Genomic DNA, 26727 nt, shown 5'->3' with positions numbered 1-26727 from the left:
TTTGAGTAGTTTGAATCAATTATTTGATTCAAGTTTGATATAGGGCGACAAATCTATGTTTTAGGTAGTCGGCTTAAATTTTGTGATAAAAATAACATTCAGAAGTTTTACTGCCGAAACGCGCCAAGAAAACTATTTTTCATCTAGCTGATTATGGCATTTCGCAGTAGAATATGCGCTCTCTTCAAGTCACATTGTGGCATGGTCCAAAAGATCAGCCCGTGGAGCCAAAATCAGCATGTTTATCGTTGCCGGTGCACCTGCACATTCATCTTTTAAGAAAACTCAACTCTTAAACCGTTTAGCGTCAATGAGTTCTGTTCAATCTTTCGATAGCCAATGGATTTATTTATTTGACCAAGCGCTCGACGAGCAACAACAGCAATCTGCTTTACAGCTTTTAAATGATGGTGCATCTTTTGAATTACGCCAAGCTGCAAGTGATGAAGTTCAAATTTTAGTGACACCACGTGTGGGCACAATTTCTCCTTGGTCATCAAAAGCAACCGATATTTTTGCCAACTGTAATACGCCTGTACACCGCTTAGAACGCGGTGTTTTGTTTACCTTAAAGGGTATTGCAGACGTTTCAAACGAAGTAAAACAAGTATTGCATGACCGCATGACTGAAAGTGTGTTTAATCACATTGATGATGCTGCAGCGTTATTTGTTGAAACTGAACCAAAACCTTTAAATAGCATTGATATTTTGGGTGAAGGTAAAGCAGCATTGGTAAAAGCCAACAGCGAGTTTGGTTTTGCCTTGTCTGACGAAGAAATTGATTATTTAACCGAAGCATTTATCAAGTTAGGCCGTAATCCGCATGACATCGAATTGATGATGTTTGCGCAAGCCAATTCTGAACACTGCCGTCACAAAATCTTTGGTTCAGAATGGACAATTGATGGCGAAGTACAGCCATTGTCACTGTTCCAAATGATCAAAAACACTTATAAAGAATCACCAACAGATGTATTGTCGGCTTATAAAGACAACGCTTCGGTGATAGTTGGTTTTGACACGCAGCGTTTCTATCCGAAAAAAGATGCTGCAACAGGTCACTACGTTTATAAATATAAGAGCCAAGCTGCCCACATTCTAATGAAAGTGGAAACGCACAACCATCCAACTGCAATTGCACCATTTGCAGGTGCTGCGACAGGTTCGGGTGGTGAAATCCGTGATGAAGGCGCGACAGGTCGTGGTGGTAAACCAAAAGCAGGTTTAACAGGCTTTACAGTATCGAATTTAAATATTCCTGGTTTTGAACAGCCTTGGGAAGAAAATTATGGCAAGCCTTCACGTATGGCATCGCCATTACAAATTATGATTGAAGGCCCATTGGGCGGTGCAGCGTTTAACAACGAATTTGGTCGTCCTGCGTTAAATGGTTACTTCCGTACTTTCGAGCAAAACGTGAATGGTGAAGTAAAAGGCTTCCATAAACCAATCATGATTGCAGGTGGTTACGGCAACATTCGTCCAGACCATGTCGAAAAAGACCCAATTCAGCCAGGCGATTTATTAATCGTTTTAGGCGGCCCTGCGATGTTGATCGGTTTAGGCGGTGGCGCTGCATCTTCTGTAGATAGCGGAACCATGGGTGAAAATCTTGACTTCGCTTCAGTACAACGTGAAAACCCAGAAATGGAACGCCGTTGCCAAGAAGTGATTGATACATGCTGGCGTTTGGAAGATGCTAACCCAATCGTATCAGTGCATGACGTGGGTGCAGGTGGTATTTCGAACGCAATGCCTGAGTTGGTGAATGATCACGAATTAGGTGCTGTACTTGATTTGCGTAAGATTCCATCTTTAGAACCAGGCATGTCACCAATGGAAATTTGGTCAAACGAAGCGCAAGAGCGTTATGTATTGGCCATCCGTCCAAGTTCTTTAGAATTATTTGAATCAATCTGTGCGCGTGAGCGTTGTCCGTTTGCAGTATTGGGTGAAGCGACAGAAGCGCGTCATTTAACGGTTGAAGATCCACTGTTCAATAACAAAGCTGTAGATATGCCAATGCAGGTCTTGTTAGGTGGTACGCCACGCATGAGCCGTTCTTATGAAAGCATTGAGCGTCAAGGTGATGATTTTGATGCAGCTCAAGTTACTGATCTGAAAGATGCGATTTACCGTGTTATCAAGAATCCAACCGTTGCTTCTAAATCATTCCTCATTACCATTGGTGACCGTTCAATTACAGGTATGGTTGCACGTGATCAGATGGTTGGCCCATGGCAAGTGCCTGTTGCAGATGCAGCAGTGACCACCACCAGCTTACAAGGCTTTACAGGTGAGGCAATGGCGATGGGTGAACGTCCACCTGTAGCCTTATTGAATCCTGCAGCATCTGCGCGTTTGGCAGTGGCGGAATCTATTTCCAATATCATGTCAGCCAAAATTGACCAGATTAGCGACATTAAATTGTCTGCAAACTGGATGGCAGCAGCAGGTCAAAAAGGTGAAGACCAAGCCTTGTTTGAAGGTGTTAAAGCGATTGGTATGGAAATGTGTCCTGCGCTAGGAATTGCAATTCCTGTAGGTAAAGACTCATTGTCTATGCGTACGACGTGGAATGACGAAGGTGTTGATAAATCTGTAACTTCACCAATGTCAGGTATAATTACTGCATTTGCACCAGTGACCGATGTGCGCAAAACGCTAACCCCTGAACTAAAAAATACCGATTCAGTATTGGTGCGTATCGACTTGTCTAAAGGTCAGTTCCGTTTAGGCGGTTCGATGTTGGCGCAAGTGTATAAAGCCATTGGTTCAGTGACACCAGATGTCGATAACTTTGACGAATTCAAAGCATTCTTTGCTTTGATACAAGACTGGAATAACCGCGGCTTGATTCAAGCTTATCACGACATTGGCGATGGTGGTTTATTAGCAACTGTAGCTGAAATGATGTTCGCTTCACGCTTAGGTGTGGCGTTAGAAGATCAATCTGTTGCGGCATTGTTTGCGGAAGAAATTGGTGCAGTACTACAAATTTCTAAAGCAGATTGGGCTGACTTAGCTACTGAAGTTGCTGCATCTACCTTGAAAGATGCAATTTCGGTAGTCGGTACAGTCAATAACACAGACCAACTTGCTGTAAATGACTTGGTGCTTGAACGTGCTGACTTGCAAACGGCTTGGAGTGAAGTATCACACCAAATCCAGCGTTTACGTGACAACTCAGAAACTGCTGATCAAGAATTTGCCTTGATTACAGATAAGAACCACAAAGGCTTGATTGCTCAACCGACATTCGACTTAAATGAGCCAGTTGAAGCGCCGTACATCAACACACGTCGTCCTAATATGGTGATTTTACGTGAACAAGGTGTAAACGGTCATGTAGAAATGGCGGCAGCATTTGACAAAGTCGGCTTTAACACTATTGACGTGCACATGAGTGACTTGCTTGCAGGACATGTCGATTTAGACGACTTTGAAGGCTTAGTGGCGTGTGGTGGTTTCTCTTACGGTGACGTCTTGGGTGCGGGCGGTGGCTGGGCAAAGTCAGTCTTGTTTAACCCGAAATTACGTGACCAGTTTGAGAAATTCTTTAACCGTCAAGAAACATTCTCACTTGGTATCTGTAACGGTTGTCAAATGTTGTCACAATTAGCACCACTCATTCCAGGTTCAGAAGCGTGGCCACGTTTCCATCGTAATACCTCAGAAGTGTTTGAAGCGCGTAGCGTTAATGTACGCGTTGAAAAATCGAATTCTGTATTATTGGAAGATATGGAAGGCTCGATTTTACCAATCGCAGTGGCGCATGGCGAAGGTCGTGTCGTAGCACCTGAAGCTAATTTGGCAGCCTTAAACGCAGGTAACCAAGTGATTTTACGTTATGTCGATAGCCACGGAAATGCGACCCAGCATTATCCAATGAACCCGAATGGTTCGCCAGAGGGTATTTCAGGTGTGACTTCAAAAGATGGTCGTGCAACAATTATGATGCCGCACCCTGAACGTAATTTCCGTGCGCTTCAACATTCTTGGAAACCTGAAGAATGGACTGAAGATGGTGCATGGTTACGTATGTTCCGCAATGCGCGTAGATTTATTGGTTAAGCTTCCACTCGCTTAATCTTTAGCAGTCAGCCACCCGAAGGTGGCTGATTTTTTTTATGCCAACTTACAAGCTTATATAAACCTGTATGCTTCTCTCAAAAAACGTTGGATTGCTGTCTAACAATTCTGCATCCATGCCAACTAGCATAGTCATCCTAGACAACACAAGCTATCATAAACAGGCAAATACACATGGGATGGCGTTATGAAAATCATTGCAGATGAAAATCTGGCATATACCGATTATTTCTTTGCAGATTTGGCAGAAATAGAGCACAAGGCTGGACGCCGTCTAACGCATCAAGATGTGCAAGATGCTGATGCGCTGATAGTTCGTTCCGTCACCCAAGTGAATGCAGCATTGATTCAACAGACCGCGCTTCAATTTATTGGCAGCGCGACCATTGGCACAGACCACCTTGATATCCCAGCCATCGAGCAGCAGGGCATTGCATGGTCAAATGCGGCAGGTTGTAATGCGCAGGCGGTGAGTGAGTATGTGATTACCGCATTGCTTCATCTCGAGCCTGAATTACTACATGCCAATCAAAACTTTAAACTTGGCATTATTGGACTGGGCAATGTCGGCTCACGCTTGGTCAAAATGGCACAATTATTAGGTTGGAATGTCATCGCATACGATCCATTTGTGCAGTTGCCCAATGTGCAGCAATGCGACTTAGATGCACTATTACAACAGGCAGATGCGGTTTCTATTCATGTGCCATTAACTGAAACTGGCGAGCATCCTACCTATCATTTAATCAATGCAGCGCGTTTGGCATGTCTGAAACCTCAAGCCATATTGATTAATTCAGCGCGTGGGCCAGTGGTAGAAGAAGCGGCTTTAATGCAGGATATTCAACATACTCAGCGTTTAGTGGTATTAGATGTTTTTGAATATGAACCTGAAATCTCTGCAGAATTATTAGATTTGCTTGCTTTGGCAACCCCGCATATTGCAGGGTATAGCCTAGAAGGCAAGGCACGCGGCACACAAATGATTTATCAGGCTTTTTGTGAAAATTTTGGTTTAGATGCCACAAAACAATTTGAAACTCAATTGCCAAGCTGCGCGCAATATTTCAAAACCCAAGATTTGAAAAATAGTCTGCATGCACATTTAAGTCAAATTTATGATATTGCACAGGATGATGCCAATTTACGTGCCTGTGTCAAAGCGGGCAAAGTTGAGCAGCAGGCTTTTGATCATTTAAGAAAAACCTATCCTCTGCGTCGTGAATGGGCAGCACACGGAGGCCCGCAAGCATGAGTTCAAATCTCCAACATCAACCCACTTGCGACTTAAAAAGCATGCGCGCACGTGCACAATTGTATGCACAAATACGCCAGTTTTTTGCGGAACGTGAGGTACTTGAAGTTGAAACGCCAATCTTGTCACAGGCAGGGGTGACTGATGTGCATTTGGCTTCAGTGCAAGCGCAGCGCCACGTGCAGGGAAAATTGCATACGCACTATTTACAGACCTCACCAGAATTTGCCATGAAGCGTTTATTGGCCAGTGGTAGTGGTGCTATTTATCAAATTTGCAAAGTCTTTCGTGATGATGAGCATGGACGTAAACACAACAGCGAATTTACCATGTTGGAATGGTATCGTCCCCAATTTAGCCTGAAAGAGCTTATGTTTGAGGTGACAGATTTACTTAATCTGACGTTAAAACAACGCTTTGGCGAAGTACGTCCAACATTGTTGAGTTATAAACACGCATTTATGGATCGTTTGGATTTAAATCCTTTACAGGCAAGTCTGCAACAATTGAAAGACTGCTGTCATCGTGTGGGTTTGCATCTGGATTTGGGTGATGACCGTCTAGGCTACATCGACCTATTGTTTTCACATTTTGTAGAACCAAGTTTGGGCTTTGATGCTCCTGTATTTTTAACCGATTTTCCACCTGAATTAGCATCTTTGGCTAAAACCAGAACAGATGATGATGGGGAATTGGTCGCAGCCCGTTTTGAGCTATATATCGAAGGTTTAGAGCTTGCCAATGCCTATGATGAATTGCTTGATGCTGCGGTGCTGCGTTCCCGTTTTGAAGCCGATAATGCAGAACGCGTACGACTTGGTTTGCATGTGATGCCCATTGATGAATATTTATTGGCTGCATTACCGCATATGCCTGAATGTTCAGGGATTGCCTTAGGAATAGATCGCTTGTTGATGGTTGTAACTGAGCAGATGCGTTTAGAGCGAGTGATTAGCTTTCCTGCACAGATTGCCTAATAGTTAAAATTCAGTAGTTTCTCAATTCGCAATGTATTTTGTCGAAAACCTCAAGCACTAAAAAAGCCGTAACTTCATATTTTTGAGAAGATTGCGGCTTTTTGAGTAAAACTTTAGGCTAGCTTTAAATAGGCTAAAGAGGATTGATAAAAGAACGCATGTAATGACGTTGCATAGACTAAAATAGCCTAAGCAGTAGCAGCCACGTGACGTGCCTTCAATTGTTCAATCGCTTTGATACGCCGTTCAATCAGCATTTCACCAATATCGGGTCCTTGGACATCAGCAGGTAAGTCTTGCGCTTTAATGCTTCGTACCACTTGAATCGCTTCTAATATATAGCTCGCTTGTGGATAGTCACGATCTTCCAAACCTAAACGCCCACGAGAGTCACATTCACAGGCTTGTACGAAGGCTTCTACACGCTCAGGACGACGCAAGACATCCAATCGTTGTAATAAACGCCATAATGTGCCAGGTTTTAAGCTCAAAGCTTGGTGGCATTTTAAATGCTCTTTACATACAGCCAGTGCCAGTTGTTTGGTAGTGTTCGGTACGCGCAGGCGTTCACATACTTCCGTTACAGGTCTAATCCCACGTTCTTCATGCATAATGTGTCTTGGCAATTCATCGGCAGGGGTCAAGGCCTTACCCAAATCATGCAATAACACAGCAAAGCGTACATCGAGTGAGTAATTGGCACGACAGGCTTGTTGAAGTGACATCATGGTGTGTACACCACAGTCTATTTCAGGGTGATATTCAGGGCGCTGTGGAATACCGAATAAAGCATCTAATTCTGGAAACAAAACTTTTAAAGCACCACAGGCACGTAATGTTTCAAAATACACATCGGCATGCGCTTCCATTAGGGCACGCGAAGTTTCTTTCCATACGCGCTCAGGCGTCAGCGCATCTAATTCGCCAGACTCTGCCAACTCTTGCATTAATAACAAGGTTTCAGGGGCAATCATAAAGCCTAGAGCGTGATAACGTGCGGCAAAACGGGCAATACGCAGCACTCGTAACGGGTCTTCTACAAATGCATTGGATACATGGCGCAGTACTTTATTGCACAAATCTTGCTGCCCACCGTAAGGATCGTAGACATTACCATCCTTATCCATCGCCATGGCATTTATGGTTAAATCACGACGGATTAAATCTTCTTCTAAGGTCACGCTTGGGTCGGTATGAAATTCAAAACCGTGATAACCGTGTCCAGATTTGCACTCAGTGCGAGCAAGTGCATATTCATCTTTGGTTTCAGGATGAAGAAAAACAGGGAAGTCTTTGCCCACAGGTTGAAAGCCTTGAGCCAAAAGTTGTTCGGGCGTTGCGCCAACCACAACATAATCTTTTTCGTGATAGGGATGCCCGAGTAAGTGATCTCGAACTGCACCGCCTACTAAATAAACTTGCATGAAAAAACCTCTATTCTTCAAGCAATCATGCTACAGAATAGAGGTTTTCTCAAGTATATAATTCTGAGTCAGTCACTCAGAAATATAGGTTTATGCTTTAACTTGTGCTGTTTGTTGAATTTCAGCAACAGTGAGGGCAGTCATATTCACAACACGACGTGTCGTTGCAGTCGGAGTCAAAATATGTACAGGTTTTGCTGCACCTAACAAGATAGGGCCAATCGTAACATTGTTACCTGAAGTCGATTTCAACAAGTTAAATGAAATATTGGCAGCATCTAAGTTCGGCATAATCAACAAGTTTGCAGAACCTTTGAAGCGTGAGTTCGGGAAAGCAAAATGACGGATATTTTCGTCTAATGCTGCATCACCGTGCATTTCACCTTCAACTTCAAGCTCAGGTGCAATCTCACTCAAGATTTCAAAGACTTTACGCATTTTTTGTGCGCTAGAGTCTTGTTGGTCAGAACCAAAACTTGAGTGAGAAAGTAGAGCAACGCGTGGTGTCATACCAAAACGGCGTACTTCTTCAGCCGCTAAAAGTGTCATTTCAGCCAACTGTTCAGCAGTTGGGTTGGTATTGACATAGGTATCGGCAATGAACAAATTGCGATCTTCAAGCATCAATGCATTAAGGGTAAAGAAGTTAGTACGACCTTCTTTTAGACCAATCACATTTTTTACGAAATCAAGGTGAATATCGTAGCTTGAATAAGTACCACATAACATACCATCGGCTAAACCATGCTTCACTAGCATTGCTGCAATGAGGGTAGAACGACGACGTGCTTCACGCTGCGCGTATTCAGGTGTCACACCTTTACGCTGCATGATAGTGTAGTAATCATCTGCAAATTTTTCGTAGTTTGGGTTGTTTTCCTGATCTACAATTTCTATATTCACGCCATGTTCAAGACGTAAACCTAGCTTTTTAATGTTTGCTTCAATCACAGCAGTACGGCCGATAAGGATTGGTTTTGCCAAGCCTTCATCTACTGCAATTTGTACTGCGCGAAGTACGCGTAGGTCTTCGCCTTCTGCATAAGCAATACGCTTAGGATCAGTTTTTGCTTGAGCAAAAATAGGCTTCATCATCAATGCCGAGTTATATACAAACTCAGACAAACGTTGACGATATGCAGAGAAGTCTTGAATTGGACGACTTGCAACACCTGAATCCATAGCGGCTTGAGCAACTGCAGGTGCAATTTCAAGAATTAATCGCTGATCAAGAGGTCGTGGAATTAAATAATCACGGCCGAAAGATGCAGATTTTTCACCATAAGTTGAGGCATCTGCTTCAATGTGTGCCATACGTGCAATTGCGTGTACGCAAGCAATTTTCATTTCTTCGTTGATAGTTGTTGCGCCAACGTCTAATGCACCACGGAAAATATATGGGAAGCAAAGTGCGTTGTTGACTTGGTTCGGGTAGTCTGAACGACCTGTCGCCATAATTACGTCTGGACGTACTTCGTGCGCATGTTCAGGTAGGATTTCTGGGTCGGGGTTAGCCAAAGCAAAGATAATTGGATTTTCAGCCATTTCTTTAACCATAGCTTTAGTCAAGATACCCGCTGCAGAAAGACCAAGGAACATATCCGCACCGCTAATTACATCAGCAAGTTGCGTTCCTTCAATGTCTTGCATATAGCGTTTTTTCGAGTCATCCAAACCTTCACGTTTGGTGGTGATTAGACCACGCGAGTCTGCAACAATGATATTTTCTTTTTTCGCGCCCAACGCACATAATAGGTCTAAACAAGATAGTGCGGCGGCACCTGCACCTGAAGCTACAATTTTGATTTCTTCAATTTTCTTGCCATTGAGCAACAAAGCATTGAGTAGGGCTGAACCGACAATGATTGAGGTACCGTGTTGGTCATCGTGGAACACTGGAATGTTCATACGTTCACGAAGTTTTTGCTCAATGTAGAAACATTCTGGTGCCTTGATGTCTTCAAGGTTAATACCACCAAAAGTTGGTTCTAATGCTGCCACAATATCAACAATTTTATCTGGATCATTTTCAGCAATTTCGATATCAAAAACATCGACACCAGCAAACTTTTTAAAGAGTACGCCTTTACCTTCCATCACAGGTTTAGACGCCAAAGGACCGATATTACCTAAACCCAATACTGCTGTACCGTTACTCACGACAGCAACCAAGTTACCGCGAGCGGTATAAAGTGCAGCTTTTGAAGGGTCACGTTCAATCTCTAAACATGGTGCTGCGACACCTGGTGAGTAAGCAAGCGCTAAGTCACGTTGATTGACCAGCTGCTTACTTGGAGTAACGCTGATTTTTCCTGGTGTTGGAAATTCGTGATAGTAAAGTGCCTGCTGTTTTAATGATTGATCGTCCATCTGAATCTCTTATGTGACAAGTTGGCCAGCGATGCTGGTGAATTTTTATGAATCTTATGGAAATATACCATTACTTGCCCTCTTAGCACAGTCGTCACTGTTTATTTTTAGAACAAACTTGGAGCTTTTAGGTCTAGTTTCAGGTTAAGGAGCGATAAGCGCAGATACTAAATTTGCTTTTAGAAATTGAGTCGCTTCACTTTCAGGCAAAGGCCTAGAGAATAAATAACCCTGTGCAATATCACACTTTAAATTCTGCAAATACTGGAGTTGTTGTTCAGTTTCAATTCCTTCAGCCACTACAGTCATGCCCATGGTTTTGCCCATAGCAATGATTGCATTAACAATGGCTTCTTGTTTGGTATTTCCAATTTTAGAAATAAAACTACGGTCTATTTTTAAACTGTCAATTGGGAAGTCAGTTAAGTAAGAAAGTGAAGAATAGCCTGTACCAAAATCATCTAAGGCGATATGAATATCACGTTGTTTAATTTCATCTAATAAGGACTTCACGGTCGTACAATTTTCCACCAAAGAGGATTCTGTAATTTCTAATTCTAAGCTTGCACCTGAAATTTGATAGGTGTTAAGCGCATCATCTAAATCTTGAAGTAATTGACCACGTTGCAGTTGTTGTGCAACCACATTGACTGATACTTGAATATGATCAAAACCTAACAGGTTCCATTCACGAATTTGTTTGGCTGTTTGTTGAATCACAACTCGACCAATATCGGAAATTAAACTGGTTTGTTCTGCAATAGGAATAAATAGGTTGGGTGGAATAATGCCTTTGCTCGGATGCTGCCAACGTAACAATGCCTCAAACCCAACCACTTGATAGTTATGGAAATCAATTTTAGGTTGATAATATACAATTAATTCATCATTTTTAATGGCTTGGCGTAAGTCGCGCTCTAAATGCACGTCTTGCTCTAGCAGTTTGGTGTTGTCTAAAGTGTAATATTTAATTGTATTGCCACCTAAACGCTTAGCCTCAGACAAGGCTTGTTCAGCACAATTATTTAGATAATCCAACTGGCGTCCATGTTCAGGATAGAGGGAAACCCCCATCGACAGGGTAATAATGTGTTCTTGTCCCTGTACATTAAACGGCAAATTAAAGGCTTTGGTGATACGTTCACAGTGCTCTTCGATTGAAGGGCGAATATGAGAAATTTCATAAACAATTGCAAAATCATCGCCATTTAAGTGTGCAACAAACAGCGCTTCGGCATTGGTGATACGTAAACGCTGCGCCACTTGGCGGAGTAATTCATCGCCACCATTATTGCTTAAATATTCGTTTAAAGGTCTGAAACGGTCAATATTGAGTCGAATGACCGCCAATTGCTGCAATGAATCTTGCTGTGAAATAAGATATTGATGTAGTTGATAATTATAATAAAAACGATTGGGGAGATTGGTCAGCGCATCATAATTTTCTAAATAGGATAAACGCTGTTCTTGTAGTTTATGTTCGGTTAAATCAGACACAATTCCAATATAATTAATAATACGGTTTTGCTCATCTTTGACTGCATTGATATGCAAACGAACTTCTAATTCTTTTCCTGAGCGGAATTTTATACTCTTTTCAGTATGATATTCACCCTTGTTGAGTAATTGTTGAACAATTTCCTCTTGTGTCATGCGTGGATTTGCTTTGTTGGATTTGACTAGATCAAACAGATATTTACCTATAATATGGTCACGTTGAAATCCACTCATTTGTGCATAAAATGGATTGCTTTCAATATAGCGCAGGTTTTCATCTAAAATAAAAATACCTTCAGCCGCTTGTTCAAGTACGCTAGCAGTGAGTTTTAAGCGTTCTTGTGCAATTCGTTCTTGGTGAATGTCACGGCGAACCCCGACCATGCGTAAAGGTTTATTGGTGACAGGATCACGCTCAATTACCCGCCCAATATCTTGCACCCAATACCATTGACCTGAATTATGTTGAATGCGATAAGTGGCTTGATAGCGTTCTGTCTGACCACGTAAATGCTCTTTCATGGTTTGATGAAGGTGTGCAATATCATCACGGTGAATTAATTGCTGTAATTTATTCCGATGCTTTTTGGAATTTTTTAAACGAGTTTGCTGTGAGCCAGTGCCAAAGACAATGCTTCTTTCTCGGATATTCCAGTCCCACGCTTTAATACCTGCGGCTTCATGTGCCAAAATTAAACTATGTTGTTGATTGATTAAGTCTAGATGGGTTTGTTCTAAGTCAAAGGTACGTTCTCTAATTTTTTGTTCCAGCATTTGATTGTTAAATTGCAGTTGTAATTCAATATCTTTAGATTTGTTCATTTCCACTTGCAATTGTTGGCGGAGTTGATCTGTCCAGTCAACTTGTTGCTCTGCGGCTTTTTTTAATTGGTCGTTTTTAAAATTGACGCTCGATAACCGACGATGCATATGCATTGAAGTATTGGCACAAATGAGTAAGGTGATTAATGCAAAATTTGTTGCCAGAAAAAAGAAAGCAGAAGTTTCAGAGCGAATTAAAAACTGCGCGGCAATATAGGGCGTAATGACTGGAATGAATACCCAACAAAAATAACTCAAGCGTTGTGTTAAAAAGGTGAGGGCAAAGGTTTGACTCACAATAATTAATAAGGCAGCTAGAATAATGGCTTCATGGATGTTCAGTTCAGGGTTTTGATGGGGTAAAAAGTAATACAGCAAAGTTACCCCAACTGCGATTGCAGTTCCAATTAAGAAACATACCAATTTTAACCAGCGATCTGCATGTTGGAGTTGATATTGCCCCGTTTTAAAGTGAATCGCAGTGAGCAGTAAACACGAACCAATGGTCAGTTCAGTGAGAATAAACCAGATATTGAGGTAGGGTGATGATTGTGAGAAAGAAATTTGATAAATAAAAAACACATACAGACAAACAATCAGGATGCTGACCAAAAAGAATCGAATAAGCCGAATGGTATTGGTGATTTGCGCAGCATCTAAGTATTGCTGCAACAATTCATCTTGAGCGTCTGACATACTTCCCCAAAATCTAGTTAAATGATTCCATCATTTATATTTTTAAATAACATTACGTTGATGCATAAACTATTGCGGTTTGTGTTTAAATTTTGTGCAAAATTTTTAAGATCTTCTTCGAGAGTAATCCTGTGCTTTATAAATTGCAATGTTATTGGCTATCGATTTCTGCAAAAGTGGATAAATTACTCAGCTAAGCGATAATTTAAGATTGCTAAAGCAACCACGGGTGCGGTTTCAGTGCGTAATATCCGAGAACCAATACACCAGTTTTGAAAGCCAACAGCATTTGCAGCGCTAATTTCAGCCTCGCTTAAACCACCTTCAGGCCCAATTAATAAAGCCAAATCTTTGCTGGCGTTGTTTAACACATCGACTTGATCTTTATTTGGTGCTAACACTAATTTGGTAGCAGGAAGGTCGCTATTGAGCCAGTCCTCTAACCGTAGTGGGGCTAAAATTTTCGGGACGATATTCATGCCACACTGTTCGCAGGCTGCAATGGTAATGCCTTGCCAATGATCTATTTTCTTTTGATCACGGTCATATTTTAAGCGCATTTCACAGCGTTCAGAGGTGAGCAACTGAATGTTAGTTACGCCAAGCTCTACCGCTTTTTGAATCGCATAATCCATACGATCGCCTTTGCTCATTACTTGTCCTAATAAGGCGCTAAAGCTTGGGATGCGATTGTCTGGATTAAAACTTTTAATCTGCACTAGCGCTGTTTTTTTGGTAACTTCAACCAGTTCCACTTCATATTCACCACCTTGCCCATTGAACAAGGTGGCGGTTTCACCGACTTGTGCGCGTAGTACTTTCACCCAGTGATGAAATACTGTTTCAGTCAGTTCAACTTGTGTATCTACTGCTAATTCAGCCTCAATATAAAAACGGGGCATAGGGATTACTCGTTCAAGTCAATAAATATGAAAAATACAGCTTAAGCCAAACCAAGATCTGTCACTAATTGACGAGTCGGTTCGGTGTTGTTCATGGTGTAAAAATGCAAACTTGGTGCACCACCTGCAATCAGGCGTTCGCACAGTTTAATAATCACTTCATGACCAAAGGCTTTGATTGAAGCTGTGTCATCACCATAGGTTGCTAATTGCTTACGAATCCAGCGTGGAATTTCTGCACCTGTACCATCTGCAAAGCGAATTAAATTGCTGGCATTGGTAATCGGCATAATGCCAGGCGCAACAGGAATATTCACACCTTGCTTTTGAATACGTTCTACAAAGTAAAAGTACGCATCTGGATTAAAAAAGAACTGGGTGATGGCAGCATTGGCACCAGCATTTACTTTGGTGACAAAGTTTTTAATGTCTTGATCAAAGTGGTCTGCTTGTGGATGCATTTCAGGATAAGCCGCAACTTCAATGTGAAAATGATCACCTGAATGTTCACGAATAAAACGCACCAAGTCAGACGCATACGGCAATTCGCCTAAACCAACTTGACCTGAAGGTAAATCACCACGCAAAGCCACAATGCGGTCAATGCCTTGTGCTTTATAAATATCAAGCAATTCAGCAATACGCGCTTTGTCATCACCAATACAAGACAGGTGCGGCGCTACAGGTGTGCCTTTGCCATTGAAGTCGCTAATGGTCGATAAAGTACGTTCACGAGTAGAACCACCTGCACCATAAGTGATAGAAAAAAACTCTGGATTTAAAAGTTGTAATTCTTGATGCACAACTTTGAGTTTTTCTGCACCTACATCGGTTTTAGATGGGAAAAATTCAAATGAAATAGGAACTTGTTTGGTCATAATTAAATCCTTGTTATAAATACTTATTTATATTTTTTCACCTCTCCTAAATCCTCTCTTGCGCTGGGTTTAAAAGCAGTGCTTTAAACTTGCTCAGGAGAGGACTTACCCTCGAATACATTCATTAAACAATGAATCATTCCCTCTCCCTATGAGAGAGGGTTAGGGAGAAGGATTAAAAACTTAGTATTTATAAGCATCCGATTTAAACGGACCTTCAACAGCTACACCTAAGTAGTCCGCTTGTACTTGAGTCAATTGTGTTAATACACCACCAAAACCAGCAACCATTGCAGCAGCAACTTCTTCGTCTAGTTTTTTCGGTAAGATTTCAACACGAATTGCCGCTTGTTTTTGATCGGCAGGAAGATCGGCAAATTTCTCTGCAAATAAGTGCATTTGTGCCAATACTTGGTTAGCAAATGAACCATCCATAATACGTGATGGGTGACCTGTTGCGTTACCCAAGTTCACTAAACGACCTTCAGAAAGCAAGATTAAATAATCGTTTTCGTTTTCTGAACGATACACTTGGTGTACTTGTGGCTTCACTTCAACCCACTTATAACCACGTAAGTAGTTGGTGTCGATTTCAGTATCGAAGTGACCAATGTTGCATACAACAGCGCCTGCTTTAAGTGTATCTAGCATTGCCGCATCACACACATGATAGTTACCTGTTGTAGTCACAATCAAGTCAGTATTTTCTAACAGCTCTAGGTTAACGTCTGCTTTATTGCCTGTTTGTACGCCATTTTTGTATGGAGATACAACTTCGTAACCATCCATACATGCTTGCATTGCACAAATTGGGTCAATTTCAGAAACACGAACAATCATGCCTTCTTGTCGTAAAGATTGTGCAGAACCTTTACCCACATCACCGTAACCAATCACCAATGCACGACGGCCAGACAATAGCATGTCTGTACCACGTTTAATTGCATCGTTGAGTGAGTGACGGCAACCGTATTTATTGTCGTTTTTAGATTTAGTCACAGAGTCGTTGACGTTAATTGCAGGCACTTTTAAAGAACCATCTTTCCACATTTCAATTAGACGTTGTACGCCCGTAGTGGTTTCTTCAGTAATGCCGTGAATGCGCTCTAATAATGCAGGATATTTTTCGTGAACAAGTGCAGTTAAGTCACCGCCATCGTCCAAAATCATGTTGGCATCCCATGGTGTGCCATTTACATTAATTTGTTGTTCGAGACACCATACATATTCTTCTTCAGTTTCGCCTTTCCAAGCAAAAACAGGCACACCTGAAGCAGCAATTGCTGCAGCAGCGTGGTCTTGAGTAGAGAAGATGTTACAAGAAGTCCAACGAACTTCTGCGCCCAATTCAACTAGCGTTTCAATTAAAACAGCAGTTTGAATGGTCATGTGGATACAGCCGAGAATTTTCGCGCCTGCAAGAGGTTTTGCAGCTGAGTAGCGCTTACGCAAACCCATAAGGGCTGGCATTTCTGCTTCTGCAAGTTTGATTTCTTTACGACCAAAATCAGCTAGTGTGATATCGGCAACTTTATAATCTGTAAATGAAGCATTAACCGCGTTCATCACGATCTCCTTATAAAAAACAATTGATCATTCAGTTCGCGGATGCCGTTTCTTGCATAGCAAACGCGTTGCTATGCTGGTCGAGCCTGGCGATTTTACATTTCGTGCCTGTAAAACGTCGCAGCATCCCTCGACTAGCGCGATATTGTACTTGGAAATTGATTCAGTTCCAATCATGTTTTGTTTATTATCACTACAAACATATTTTTGAGATTGAATGATGGCTTTAGAGCTTCCTCAAGAGTTGGCAAATTTAGAAGCCAACGGCGGGATTTACGCAGTGTGGATGTTGCTACGACACTTAGGAATTGATGCCGATATTCAACAATTGATTGAAGTGTGTGGTTATACGCCAGAGCAGGGCACAACCACAATTGGTTTGGCTGTTGGACTGAAAAAGTTTGGCTTTAATGTGCAGTTTTATACTGACCCTGACCCAGATTTACAAGATGCAGAAAAGTTAAGTTATGCCGAAGCTAAACAGCTTAAATTGCCTGTATTGGCGGCAATCGGCTATCAGCAAATTCAGCACGCATTTGATGAAAATAAATTTATAATCGTCTATTACGACACTTTAGAAGGCGTGGGCAATCACTCATTGCTATATTCAATTGATGATGCAGAAATTTGTTTCTTTGACAGTTTTGAGCCGATGCCTGCGGCTGTGTTTGAACAACAGCGTCAGCAAGCGGGTATTTGCAGACAAGTAATAGTGGTCGAAGTTTAAGCATTATTAAAAGTCTAAGCTTGATTCAATGACGGTTCGAATTATGCAAAAATTATCTAGCCCATCAATTGATCGGCTAGAAAAATCAATTACTCCGCTGCATCGGCTTTTTGTGTCCAATATTCAGCTTTGTTTTCATCAGTATCTACACCCAAAGCATTTGCATAAATAAAAGCAAGGTCACGCATGGCTTGTACTTCGCCTAGTTCAGCAGCTTGCTGAACCAATGCGACAGAGCGAGCGACATCTTGCTCAACAACATCACCACGACGGTAATAGCCTGCCAACTCTAAAATAGCTGCAGGGTGTTGTGCATCACTGGCTTTTTTGAGCCAGACAAAAGCATCTTCAAAATGTTGTTTGGCATCTTCAGGGTCATCTTGCTGAATGTCTTTGGCATATACGGTATAGCCTTCACCAAGCCAATACATGGCTTCGATATGTCCATTTGCGGCTGCTTTGAGTGCCCATTGTTCAGCAAGTTCAATATCTTCATTAAAATCGCTTTGCATATACAGCACCGCCACTTCAAATTGGGCATCGGCTTGTCCTGCAATGGCGCGGTTCATTAGCGCAGGGGAGATTGAAACAGATTCTGACATAATGCTATCCAGCAAAATTACAACATAAGAATGTGCGATAGCCTAAAAGGTCTGCAGGGAAAAAGCCATCTTCGATGTGATTTTATTTTCTAAAACTAGGCTCTGTTGATTATTCAATTATGCAGACAATAACAAAAAATCACTTGAGCGATATTATCAACTTTCAATATGCTGAATCTTAAATAACGACATGATGAGAACAATAAGATGGCAAATTTTTTAACTGCTGAACAAGCAAAAGTTTATTCAGATCATGCCAAGCTAGATATTGAATTGTACAAGCAGCGTTTGGCGTCTTTAATTGAAGAGAATGCTAAGCAGGGCAATACTGCAGTTTTTAGCGTGCTGCCAAAACATTTACCTTTAGAAGATATTCGGAATTTATCGGCACAGCTGACTGATTTAGGTTATCAGGTGCGCTTTGAGTTAAATGAGTTCTTTTATAGCTTTAATGTGTATTGGATTTAAATTCAATCACATCGATATTTCACGGAATAGTTTCAGTGAAATGCCGAGGGTTTATATGTTTTGATTTAGATTGCGTTTAAGTATTTGCAGTGTGTTCTGCCAAAACTTCCAACGCTGCGCGAAAAGCTTCCTGAGTTGCAGGTGCGCCACAATAAGGCAAGCTGTGTAACAAGACTTCCTGAATTTCTTCGACACTTGCCTCGTTATTTAGTGCAACACGATGCGCACTTGGTCGTAAATAATCAAAAATATCCGTATCGACCTGCCAAAGTGAATCCATAAGGCATAAAAAAAGCCCCAAACATAAAGTCGGGGCTGTTTTAGCATTATCACAAATTTTGAAATAAGCGAGTGTTAAGCTTCAATGGTTTGTACGCTAATTTTTTTAGCAGGGTCAGCTTTACGACGTACTGTTGGTACAGGTTCGCCATAATATTGACGGTCTGCAAAATAACTTGAACGTACCATTGGTGCAGCCCAAATATTTTTAAAACCTAACTTTTGACCATGCGCTGTATAACGCTCAAATTCTTCAGGTGTTACAAAACGGTCAATTGGTGCATGCTCTTTAGATGGCTGTAAATATTGACCAATGGTCACATAATCTACATCGTGTGCTTTAAGATCATCTAACAGTGCAATGACTTCTTCTTCAGTTTCGCCAATACCCACCATCAAACCGCATTTGGTTGGAATATCTGGGCAATATTCTTTAAACATTTTCAGCAAGTTTAAAGAATGCTGATAGTCTGAACCCGGACGCATCGCTTTATATAAGCGTGGCACAGTTTCAATGTTGTGGTTAAAAACATCTGGCGGACATTCGGTCATAATGCGTAGTGCAATATCCATACGACCACGAAAGTCTGGCACCAAAATTTCCAACAACGTATTTGGGCTTAAAGAACGAGTTTCTTTAATACAATCGACAAAATGTTGTGCACCACCATCTAATAAGTCATCACGGTCTACAGAGGTGATCACGGCATATTTTAAGCCTAAGTTGGCAATGGTTTCTGCCATGTGGCGTGGTTCTTCAGGATCTAATGCATTTGGACGACCATGCGCAACATCACAGAACGGGCAGCGACGCGTACAAATATCACCCATGATCATAAAGGTTGCTGTACCGCCGCCAAAACATTCTGGCAGGTTTGGACAAGCAGCTTCTTCACAAACGGTGTTCAATTTTTGCTGACGCAAAGTGGTTTTAATGCGTTGAACTTCTTCTGGGGCCGTCATTTTGACCCGAATCCAGTCAGGCTTACGAGGCGTTTCAACCGTAGGAATAACTTTTACAGGAATACGTGCGACTTTTTCAGCACCACGAAGTTTGACACCCTGTTCTGGTTTACGGTTTGCAGACATATTCAACTTTTCCACTGTTTTTGAAAGGGGAGAGATATAGTGTAGGGTAGATTTTACGTGAAATAGAATCTGTTTAAACCGAATCTAAGTGCCAAAGTAAAATGTCACCTTAACTTCATCATAAGATGATTATTATAACGAAATTGTGCTTAAATTGGGTAAAAACGATATTCATATAAAAAATGTGGTTATCACGTAATATATGCACAGTAAATACAGAAAATTCAAAAGATTTACGTCATAATATAGCCCATTGAAAAGACAGATTTAAAGAAAAGGAGCGTTGAATGCCACGTAAAAAAGAGGTCGTTAGTGGAACTTTCGTGAAGTATGACGCGGTTGTTCTCGGTTCAGGCCCAGCGGGTGAAGGCGCGGCAATGAAACTTGCCAAATCAGGTAAGCGGGTTGCGATTGTAGATGTTCGTGAGCAGCTTGGCGGTAACTGTACTCATGTGGGCACCATTCCAAGTAAAGCATTGCGTCAGACAGTGTCGAATATTATCCGTTATCGCCGTGACCCGATGTTTAAAAAAATGGGTGATTGGCGTCAGTTCACCATGAAACAAGTGTTGCAAAGTGCACATAAAGTTATTCAGCAGCAAGTTGAAACGCACTCTCGCTTTTATGACCGTAACGAAATTGCGATTTATCATGGTCGTGCTTATATCCAAGATAAAAATACGGTCTTGGTATTTGGTGCCGATGGCATTAAAGAAACCATGAGGTGTCAGCAAATTGTGATTGCGACAGGTAGCCGTCCATATCGTCCAGAAATGTTAGATTTCAATCATCCGCGTGTATTTGATTCAGACAAAATTTTGGATTTAGATTTCTCAATTCAAAAAATCATTATTTATGGGGCGGGTGTGATTGGTTGCGAATATGCATCCATCTTCATTGGTTTAGATCATAAGGTTGATTTGATTAATACTCAGCATAAATTGCTCAGCTATTTGGATGATGAAATTTCAGATGCTTTGTCATATCACTTGCGTGCGCAAGGGGTGCTAATTCGTCACAACGAGCAAATTGATCATTTAGAAACTTTTGATGATCACGTGGTTTTATATTTGCAAAGTGGTAAGAAAATCAAAGCCGATGCGATTTTGTGGTGTAACGGACGTTCAGGGAATACCGATGGTTTAGGTTTAGAAAATGTAGAACTGAAACCAAACAGCCGTGGTCAATTAACAGTGAATGATCAATATCAAACCGAAGTAGAGAATATTTATGCTGCGGGTGATGTGATTGGCTGGCCTTCGTTGGCATCTGCTGCCTATGACCAAGGTCGTTGTGCGGGTGCAAATATGAGTGGCGAAGAAAATGTTGCACCTGTGACCGATATTCCAACAGGTATTTATACCATTCCTGAAATTTCTTCGATTGGTAAAACTGAGCAGGAATTGACGGAAGAAAAAATTCCTTATGAAGTTGGTCAGGCATCTTTCCGTCATTTGGCACGTGCGCAAATTACGGGTGATACTGTGGGCGAATTGAAGATTTTATTCCACCGTGACACTTTAGAAGTCTTGGGCGTGCATTGCTTTGGTAATAATGCGGCAGAGATTATCCACATTGGTCAGGCGGTGATGAACAGCCCGAACAATACCATTAAGTATTTTGTGGAAACTACATTCAACTATCCAACCATGGCGGAAGCGTATCGTGTCGCGACCTTAAATGGGATGAATCGTTTGTTTTAAGTGATTCTGCTAGAGCGCAAAAAAAATTTAAAACACCCTATAAGATCATTCTTGTGGGGTGTTTTTTATTGATTTGCTGTAAGGAAATTTATGCACAGGAGAGGCGTTAATCTATGGAACAGAGAGCGTTAAATATCAATTATGACTGATGCTGCGCTGCGTTGTGCTTCGCCATGAAAGACAGCTTCAATATTGTTGCCATCAGGATCAAGCACATAAGCTGAATAATAATCAGGATGATAAGCACGTTCATCAGGTTTGCCATTGCATCTACCACCATGCGCCAATGCTGCAAGATAGAAAGCATTGACCATTTGACGATTTTTAGCTTGAAAGGCGAGATGATGACGCCCAGTGAGTGTACCTTGTGCGGCAGGGCTTTCTACTGACGAGATAAAGAGTTCATCTGCCCAAAAGTGATCATTGGTAGTTCCCATAACTGGAATATCTAGCACCGCTAATATGGCAGTATAAAATGCCCGACTTGCCTCAAGGTCATTCACCACAAGATGAATATGGTCAATCAATCTTCCACGATGCAATTGAATCTGCATAAGACGCTCCATGTCTAAAGCGGAGTTTTGAGTAGCAAAATCGACTTAATATTTTAGAAATCGCGTTTTAATGCGCACAAAACGCCTGATTAAAATATTCAAACAGTTGTGGCGTTTGCATCCATAAAAAAATCGACAAGCCAAAAAGGGCAGTGATTGCGAGTGTGAGCAATACTTTAAAATTCAATAAAGAATTAATCATGAATGACGTGCTCCTCATCTACCCAAAAATGTACCAAGACCGCAAACGCACTTAAAGCAATAGAAACAATCCAGATAACATTATAGTTACCTGTCAGGTCGTGATTTAAACCGCCAAGCCATCCACCAAAAAAAGAGCCGACTTGGTGTGTGAAAAACACAATGCCACTGAGCATGGTCAGGTATTTAATTCCAAACATATTTGCCACAATACCATTGGTTAAAGGCACAGTAGATAACCACAATAAGCCCATAATGATCCCGAATGCATAAATTGTCCAGATGCTTAAAGGCAGGATTAAAAAGACGATAATGGCAATACCGCGTAGTCCGTAAAGCCACATCAGCAAGTGCGGTTTCGAATAGCGACCGCCTAACCAACCTGCGGTATAGGTGCCTACAATATTAAATAAACCCACGAGTGCTAGAAAAACTGTGCCTGTGGTTGCATTAAAGCCATGATCAATTAAGTAGCTAGGGAGGTGAATCCCGATAAACACCACTTGAAAACCACAGACAAAAAAGCCCAAAGCTAAAAACCAAAAGGGTTTATGGTTTTTGGCAATCACCAAAACTTGTTTAAAGCCTAAAGCGGGTTGGCTGACTGAACTTGCATTAGGGTTTTGATACATGGGTGCTTTGAGCATCCATGCCAAAGGAACAATCAAGACAATTAAAATCGCACTGACAATTAATGCGCCCGACCAACCTACACTTTGTAATAACAATAAGGTCGATGGCAACATGATAAATTGCCCAAACGAGCCTGCAGCACTGGCAATACCCATTGCAAGGCTACGCTTTTCTGGAGGAGCAGCACGACCCACTGCAGAAAGTAGTACAGGGAATGAGGTCGCAGAAAGCGCCAATCCTAAAATTAAACCCACACTTAAATTTAGCAATAAGCCTGTTGAGCTGACGGCCATAAGTAATAAGCCGAGTGCATATAGTGCGCCACCGACTGCAACTACAATTTTACTGCCGTATTTGTCTGCAAAAGCACCTGTGATGGGTTGGACTGCACCCCAAATCAGGTTTTGCGTGGCAATGGCTAAACTAAAGACATTATGTCCCCAACCAAATTCATGGCTCATAGGCACCAAATACAAACCAAATGCATGCCGAACCCCAAGCGATAATGCCAAAATAATGGCACTTCCAATTAACATGTAAATCAGAGGTTTGGAAAATTGAGCATTCGACATAAGGCATCCAACAACAGCAAACAGACTGCTATGGTAGTCGATTCAGCTCAGGATCGCGATAAAATAAAATTCATCAAATGATAAAATTGAGTTATCAAGATTGAAGCGATTACTTTAATTAAAAAGTACAAAAAAAAATAAGACGACCGTAGCCGTCTTATTTTTAGTTAAAAGTGGGAAGAGTAAAATTATAGCTTAAAAGCGCATCCCAAAACCTGCGTATGCAATGATCGGATTCACTTCAATATCGGCTTTGGAGTGAATGAGTTCGCCGTGTTTAGCATCGGTCACAGTAATGGTGGTTTTGTTTTTAAGATGTGCATAAGATACAGAACCGACCGCAAACCATTTTTCATTAAAGTCATAGGTAAAGCCGACAGTGGCAACGGGTGCAAAGGCATCGGTGGCGTCTAATTCAACTTTAGGGTTGGCTGCACTTGGTGTGCCTTCTAAAGATGCGCCCGCTTTTCCTTCTTTAATATTTGCAATCATGTGACCTGCGGCGATTAGGTCTTGTTCAGTGCGTGGGTTAATTTCTAATTCATTAAAATAAGCGTACATTAAACCGACACCGACATAAGGACGGAATTTATTTACACCAGTTTTGCCAAAATGGTATTGAAACTCAAATGCAGGTGTCCATGCACGGGCAGATGCAGCAGGGCCATGTGCTTCTAAATCGGTAATGAAAATATCATTTTGTAATTCAAGCTCACCCAATGCACCACCTAATGGACGTGCAATTGCTGAAAAGGGTGCATAGATTTTACCTTTGCCTTGTAAATCAACTTTAGGGGGAATACCACCTTTGACTTCAAAGGAAATATTATCGGTAAAGAAATAGTTGCTGATGATACCCAGCGTGGTGACATCATCTGCTTCTAAACCTGTACCAGGATTATCCCATTGTTCCAAACCTGAAATTGTGGCTTGTCCACTCATGTTGGCAGGAACGGTAGGCAGCAAATTTAATGCCCCACTTAATAATACGTGTGGCTCAAAACCGTCGCGTAAATTATCTTTTACAGTTTGGGATTGAACCTCACCGACATCGGCTGTGTAGCCATTTTGAATAGCTGTATTGACTCGAAAAGGTTGTGCCTTGCCTTGCGGCATAACATGCAGTGCACCGACCGATACAGAAAAGCGTTTAAATCCATCACCATCTTGTAGACTAAAATACGGTGAGGCATAAGAAACAGCAGGTAAGGCCAACAGCGTGCTGGCAAATAATAAGGTCTTCTTCATATAAGGGACTCCATGTCCAATTTATTGCTCGTTTTTATAAGGGGCCATTATTTAATAGTTAGATAAAGCAAGACTGTTGTTTTTGAAGAAGATTGTTTTATTACATTTGTAACATTCTAAAAATAAGTTTGCTGCTCTGTGACTTGTTTATGACTTGTGTAGCTTGAAATAATGAATACATTTTTTAGGTATGAAACCTAAATCCTTATATAAGTTTTTGATTAATAAGTTTTAAGTAGGAATTTGGGGTGATAAAAAAGGCCACATAAATGTGACCTTTCTGACATTTTTTTTAGTTTTTACGCCAATGACAGCTTAAGACTGGAAACGCGACAGGTCTTCTTCAGGACGTGCAGTCAGGACTTCTAGACCGTCTTTAGTCACTAAAATAGTGTGTTCATATTGCGCTGAAAGTTTATGATCTTTGGTCACCACAGTCCATTTGTCACCCAGTAATTTGGTTTGCCAAACGCCTGCATTCACCATTGGCTCAATGGTAAAGGTCATGCCTTCTTCTAAAATCATGCCGGTATCTGGCTGGCAATAATGCAGCACTTGTGGTTCATCATGAAAGGTTGTTCCAATGCCGTGACCGCAATATTCGCGCACAACACTAAAGCGCTCAGATTCGACATATTTCTGGATGGCATGACCAATATCACCAATGGTCGCGCCCGGTTTTACAACTTGCATACCGCGGTACATGGCTTCCTGTGCTACTTTGCATAGACGGTTGGCAAGAATAGAAGTTTCACCGCCCACCACGTACATCATGTTGGTATCGCCGTGGTAGCCATCTTTAATGACCGTGACATCAATATTCAGGATATCACCTTTTTTCAATATCTTGTTTTCAGATGGAATACCGTGACAGACCACGTGGTTTACCGAAGTACAGATAGTATGCTGGAAGGCTGGACGACCCGGGGCAGCACCATAGCCTAGGCAGGCTGGAATGGCATGTTGTACATTGACAATATAATCGTGACAAATCGTATCAAGCTCAAGTGTAGTTACACCTGGTTTGATATGTGGCTTGATCATATCCAAAACTTCCGCTGCCAGTCGTCCCGCTACCCGCATTTTCTCAATTTCATCTTCGGTTTTAATTAATCGACGAGGCGCTTGATAAGTACTGTTCATGATCTCTAAAAACTTTTGGAAATTTATATGTGACTATGGTATAAATAGCCGCCCATTTTATCAAATGCTTTTTATGAATATGTTTCATGCGGCGTGGTAAAAGGGAAATTAAAAATCCGCACATATATCGTCACATTACTCTGGGTGCCCTTTGGGGTGGAGAATGCGGATATATGGAGGCCTAACCCAAACTTTAAGGTAAAGAAAATGGCAGATTACAACGTAAGCATGCGCGACCTTCTTCAAGCTGGCGCACACTTTGGTCACCAAACACGTTTCTGGAACCCAAAGATGCGTCAATACATCTTTGGTGCGCGTAACAAAATTCACATCATCAACCTTGAGCACACTGTTCCTGCGTTAAATGATGCTTTGAACTTTGCAAACCAATTGGCTAGCAAAAAGAACAAAGTTTTGTTCGTTGGTACAAAACGTGCTGCTTCTGCAATCATCCGTGAACAAGCTCAACGTGCTGGTCAACCGTATGTAGATCACCGTTGGTTAGGTGGTATGTTGACGAACTGGAAAACACTTCGCCAATCTATCAGCCGTTTAAAAGATCTTCAAGTTCAGTCTACTGACGGTACTTTTGCTAAGCTTACTAAACGTGAAGCTTTAGAGCGTACCCGTGAGATGGAAAAACTTGAGCGCGCTTTAGGCGGTGTGAAAAACATGGGTGGTTTACCTGACGCATTATTCGTAATTGACGTTGATCACGAAGCGATTGCAATTAAAGAAGCTAAAAACTTAGGTATTCCTGTAATTGGTATCGTTGATACAAACTCTAACCCAGACAACGTAGACTACGTTATTCCGGGTAACGACGATGCGATCCGTGCAGTAACACTTTACGCTTCTTCAATGGCTGATGCGATCATTGCTGGTAAAGAATACGCTCAAACTCAAGCCAATGCTCAAGCAAAAGGCGAAGAAGCTCCTGCTTCTGAGGCTTAATGCGTTTTGACGTAAGCTTGTCATTTTTGCGACATGTGATGGTGGCAAAGTAAGCGTCATGTATGCAGACGGCC

20 protein-coding genes and 1 pseudogene are annotated in these 26727 nt (G+C 41.6%); 7 read left to right on the top strand and 14 right to left on the bottom strand.

From position 1 onward, the window contains the following. Positions 1–238: 238 nt before the first annotated feature. The 3 genes from purL (at position 239) to epmA (ending at position 6325) form a co-directional block, all read left to right on the top strand. Positions 239–4075 carry a phosphoribosylformylglycinamidine synthase gene (gene purL, locus K1T76_RS08700; protein WP_230245149.1) on the top strand — a complete coding sequence of 1279 codons (3837 nt, stop codon included), beginning with the start codon at positions 239–241 and terminating at the stop codon, positions 4073–4075. A gap of 205 nt (positions 4076–4280) precedes the next feature. Then, on the top strand, positions 4281–5348 hold the full coding sequence (locus tag K1T76_RS08695; RefSeq protein ID WP_230245148.1) for a 4-phosphoerythronate dehydrogenase: 1068 nt from the start codon (positions 4281–4283) through the stop codon (positions 5346–5348). After that, the gene (gene epmA / locus K1T76_RS08690; RefSeq protein WP_230245147.1) at positions 5345–6325 is read left to right on the top strand and encodes an EF-P lysine aminoacylase EpmA; all 981 of its coding nucleotides are present in this window, start codon (positions 5345–5347) and stop codon (positions 6323–6325) included. The genes K1T76_RS08695 and epmA overlap by 4 nt, the downstream gene beginning before the upstream one ends. Positions 6326–6513: 188 nt before the next feature. On the opposite strand, the gene K1T76_RS08685 is transcribed toward epmA, so the two are convergent. The 6 genes from K1T76_RS08685 to ahcY all read right to left on the bottom strand — a co-directional run bounded on the left by K1T76_RS08685 (position 6514) and on the right by ahcY (position 16480). Continuing rightward, positions 6514–7749: a multifunctional CCA addition/repair protein gene (locus K1T76_RS08685; protein ID WP_230245146.1), complete on the bottom strand. Its 1236-nt coding sequence runs from the start codon at positions 7747–7749 to the stop codon at positions 6514–6516. 90 nt (positions 7750–7839) lie between these two features. Continuing rightward, entirely contained in the window at positions 7840–10119 is a 2280-nt protein-coding gene (locus K1T76_RS08680; protein WP_230245145.1) for an NADP-dependent malic enzyme, read from the bottom strand. Between the two features lie 144 nt (positions 10120–10263). Next, positions 10264–13134 carry a bifunctional diguanylate cyclase/phosphodiesterase gene (locus K1T76_RS08675; protein WP_230245144.1) on the bottom strand — a complete coding sequence of 957 codons (2871 nt, stop codon included), beginning with the start codon at positions 13132–13134 and terminating at the stop codon, positions 10264–10266. Positions 13135–13319: 185 nt separating this feature from the next. Beyond that, positions 13320–14036 (bottom strand): 16S rRNA (uracil(1498)-N(3))-methyltransferase, encoded by a 717-nt coding sequence (locus K1T76_RS08670; protein WP_019836555.1) that lies wholly within the window; start codon positions 14034–14036, stop codon positions 13320–13322. 41 nt (positions 14037–14077) lie between these two features. Then, on the bottom strand, positions 14078–14914 hold the full coding sequence (metF, locus tag K1T76_RS08665; protein ID WP_004972760.1) for a methylenetetrahydrofolate reductase [NAD(P)H]: 837 nt from the start codon (positions 14912–14914) through the stop codon (positions 14078–14080). 183 nt (positions 14915–15097) lie between these two features. Next, a complete protein-coding gene (ahcY, locus tag K1T76_RS08660) occupies positions 15098–16480 on the bottom strand; it encodes an adenosylhomocysteinase (protein WP_004972762.1) in 1383 nt (460 codons plus the stop codon). A 220-nt stretch (positions 16481–16700) separates the two neighbouring features. On the opposite strand from ahcY, the gene K1T76_RS08655 reads away from it, so the two are divergent. Continuing rightward, complete coding sequence (locus K1T76_RS08655; RefSeq protein WP_026438038.1) at positions 16701–17207, top strand: cysteine peptidase family C39 domain-containing protein; 507 nt, start codon at positions 16701–16703, stop codon at positions 17205–17207. An 89-nt stretch (positions 17208–17296) separates the two neighbouring features. Here the strand turns inward: K1T76_RS08655 and K1T76_RS08650 are convergent, their stop codons facing one another. Then, a complete protein-coding gene (locus K1T76_RS08650; protein WP_026438039.1) occupies positions 17297–17809 on the bottom strand; it encodes a tetratricopeptide repeat protein in 513 nt (170 codons plus the stop codon). 207 nt (positions 17810–18016) lie between these two features. On the opposite strand from K1T76_RS08650, the gene K1T76_RS08645 reads away from it, so the two are divergent. Beyond that, positions 18017–18277 (top strand): hypothetical protein, encoded by a 261-nt coding sequence (locus tag K1T76_RS08645; protein WP_019836558.1) that lies wholly within the window; start codon positions 18017–18019, stop codon positions 18275–18277. Positions 18278–18353: 76 nt separating this feature from the next. On the opposite strand, the pseudogene K1T76_RS08640 reads toward K1T76_RS08645, so the two are convergent. Further along, positions 18354–18497: pseudogene (locus K1T76_RS08640) on the bottom strand (carboxymuconolactone decarboxylase family protein); the annotation flags it as partial. 134 nt (positions 18498–18631) lie between these two features. Further along, a complete protein-coding gene (gene lipA, locus K1T76_RS08635) occupies positions 18632–19645 on the bottom strand; it encodes a lipoyl synthase (protein ID WP_230245143.1) in 1014 nt (337 codons plus the stop codon). A gap of 287 nt (positions 19646–19932) precedes the next feature. Here lipA and sthA point away from each other — a divergent pair, with 287 nt between their 5' ends. Continuing rightward, entirely contained in the window at positions 19933–21348 is a 1416-nt protein-coding gene (sthA, locus tag K1T76_RS08630) for a Si-specific NAD(P)(+) transhydrogenase (RefSeq protein ID WP_019836561.1), read from the top strand. Between the two features lie 128 nt (positions 21349–21476). Here sthA and K1T76_RS08625 read toward each other — a convergent pair whose 3' ends face one another. The 5 genes from K1T76_RS08625 to map all read right to left on the bottom strand — a co-directional run bounded on the left by K1T76_RS08625 (position 21477) and on the right by map (position 25699). Then, entirely contained in the window at positions 21477–21902 is a 426-nt protein-coding gene (locus K1T76_RS08625; protein WP_019836562.1) for a VOC family protein, read from the bottom strand. A 67-nt stretch (positions 21903–21969) separates the two neighbouring features. Beyond that, entirely contained in the window at positions 21970–22104 is a 135-nt protein-coding gene (locus tag K1T76_RS14965) for a hypothetical protein (protein WP_019836563.1), read from the bottom strand. After that, positions 22097–23308 carry an MFS transporter gene (locus tag K1T76_RS08620; protein ID WP_019836564.1) on the bottom strand — a complete coding sequence of 404 codons (1212 nt, stop codon included), beginning with the start codon at positions 23306–23308 and terminating at the stop codon, positions 22097–22099. Before K1T76_RS08620 ends, K1T76_RS14965 begins: the two co-directional genes overlap by 8 nt. 195 nt (positions 23309–23503) lie before the next feature. Then, positions 23504–24556 (bottom strand): OmpW/AlkL family protein, encoded by a 1053-nt coding sequence (locus tag K1T76_RS08615; protein ID WP_230245142.1) that lies wholly within the window; start codon positions 24554–24556, stop codon positions 23504–23506. Positions 24557–24871: 315 nt separating this feature from the next. After that, positions 24872–25699 (bottom strand): type I methionyl aminopeptidase, encoded by an 828-nt coding sequence (map, locus tag K1T76_RS08610; RefSeq protein WP_230245141.1) that lies wholly within the window; start codon positions 25697–25699, stop codon positions 24872–24874. A 207-nt stretch (positions 25700–25906) separates the two neighbouring features. Here map and rpsB point away from each other — a divergent pair, with 207 nt between their 5' ends. Next, entirely contained in the window at positions 25907–26653 is a 747-nt protein-coding gene (rpsB, locus tag K1T76_RS08605; RefSeq protein WP_019836567.1) for a 30S ribosomal protein S2, read from the top strand. Positions 26654–26727 lie beyond the last annotated feature (74 nt).

This window comes from Acinetobacter sp. PW68 (assembly GCF_020982655.1).
GTDB classification, from domain to species: Bacteria; Pseudomonadota; Gammaproteobacteria; order Pseudomonadales; family Moraxellaceae; genus Acinetobacter; species Acinetobacter towneri_A.
Note: the sequence above shows the minus strand (reverse complement) of the source record. Positions and strands in the feature narration are given on the sequence as shown.

What these genes read in the sequence shown, in the direction of transcription:
- K1T76_RS08675 (WP_230245144.1), bottom strand. Translation starts at nt 13,134, where the DNA reads ATGTCAGACGCTCAAGATGAATTGTTGCAGCAATACTTAGATGCTGCG.
- ahcY (WP_004972762.1), bottom strand. Translation starts at nt 16,480, where the DNA reads ATGAACGCGGTTAATGCTTCATTTACAGATTATAAAGTTGCCGATATC.
- K1T76_RS08625 (WP_019836562.1), bottom strand. Translation starts at nt 21,902, where the DNA reads ATGCAGATTCAATTGCATCGTGGAAGATTGATTGACCATATTCATCTT.
- K1T76_RS08685 (WP_230245146.1), bottom strand. Translation starts at nt 7,749, where the DNA reads ATGCAAGTTTATTTAGTAGGCGGTGCAGTTCGAGATCACTTACTCGGG.
- metF (WP_004972760.1), bottom strand. Translation starts at nt 14,914, where the DNA reads ATGACCAAACAAGTTCCTATTTCATTTGAATTTTTCCCATCTAAAACC.
- K1T76_RS08680 (WP_230245145.1), bottom strand. Translation starts at nt 10,119, where the DNA reads ATGGACGATCAATCATTAAAACAGCAGGCACTTTACTATCACGAATTT.
- K1T76_RS08650 (WP_026438039.1), bottom strand. Translation starts at nt 17,809, where the DNA reads ATGTCAGAATCTGTTTCAATCTCCCCTGCGCTAATGAACCGCGCCATT.
- K1T76_RS14965 (WP_019836563.1), bottom strand. Translation starts at nt 22,104, where the DNA reads ATGATTAATTCTTTATTGAATTTTAAAGTATTGCTCACACTCGCAATC.
- K1T76_RS08645 (WP_019836558.1), top strand. Translation starts at nt 18,017, where the DNA reads ATGGCAAATTTTTTAACTGCTGAACAAGCAAAAGTTTATTCAGATCAT.
- lipA (WP_230245143.1), bottom strand. Translation starts at nt 19,645, where the DNA reads ATGTCTGCAAACCGTAAACCAGAACAGGGTGTCAAACTTCGTGGTGCT.
- purL (WP_230245149.1), top strand. Translation starts at nt 239, where the DNA reads ATGTTTATCGTTGCCGGTGCACCTGCACATTCATCTTTTAAGAAAACT.
- epmA (WP_230245147.1), top strand. Translation starts at nt 5,345, where the DNA reads ATGAGTTCAAATCTCCAACATCAACCCACTTGCGACTTAAAAAGCATG.
- sthA (WP_019836561.1), top strand. Translation starts at nt 19,933, where the DNA reads ATGCCACGTAAAAAAGAGGTCGTTAGTGGAACTTTCGTGAAGTATGAC.
- map (WP_230245141.1), bottom strand. Translation starts at nt 25,699, where the DNA reads ATGAACAGTACTTATCAAGCGCCTCGTCGATTAATTAAAACCGAAGAT.
- K1T76_RS08615 (WP_230245142.1), bottom strand. Translation starts at nt 24,556, where the DNA reads ATGAAGAAGACCTTATTATTTGCCAGCACGCTGTTGGCCTTACCTGCT.
- K1T76_RS08655 (WP_026438038.1), top strand. Translation starts at nt 16,701, where the DNA reads ATGGCTTTAGAGCTTCCTCAAGAGTTGGCAAATTTAGAAGCCAACGGC.
- rpsB (WP_019836567.1), top strand. Translation starts at nt 25,907, where the DNA reads ATGGCAGATTACAACGTAAGCATGCGCGACCTTCTTCAAGCTGGCGCA.
- K1T76_RS08695 (WP_230245148.1), top strand. Translation starts at nt 4,281, where the DNA reads ATGAAAATCATTGCAGATGAAAATCTGGCATATACCGATTATTTCTTT.
- K1T76_RS08620 (WP_019836564.1), bottom strand. Translation starts at nt 23,308, where the DNA reads ATGTCGAATGCTCAATTTTCCAAACCTCTGATTTACATGTTAATTGGA.
- K1T76_RS08670 (WP_019836555.1), bottom strand. Translation starts at nt 14,036, where the DNA reads ATGCCCCGTTTTTATATTGAGGCTGAATTAGCAGTAGATACACAAGTT.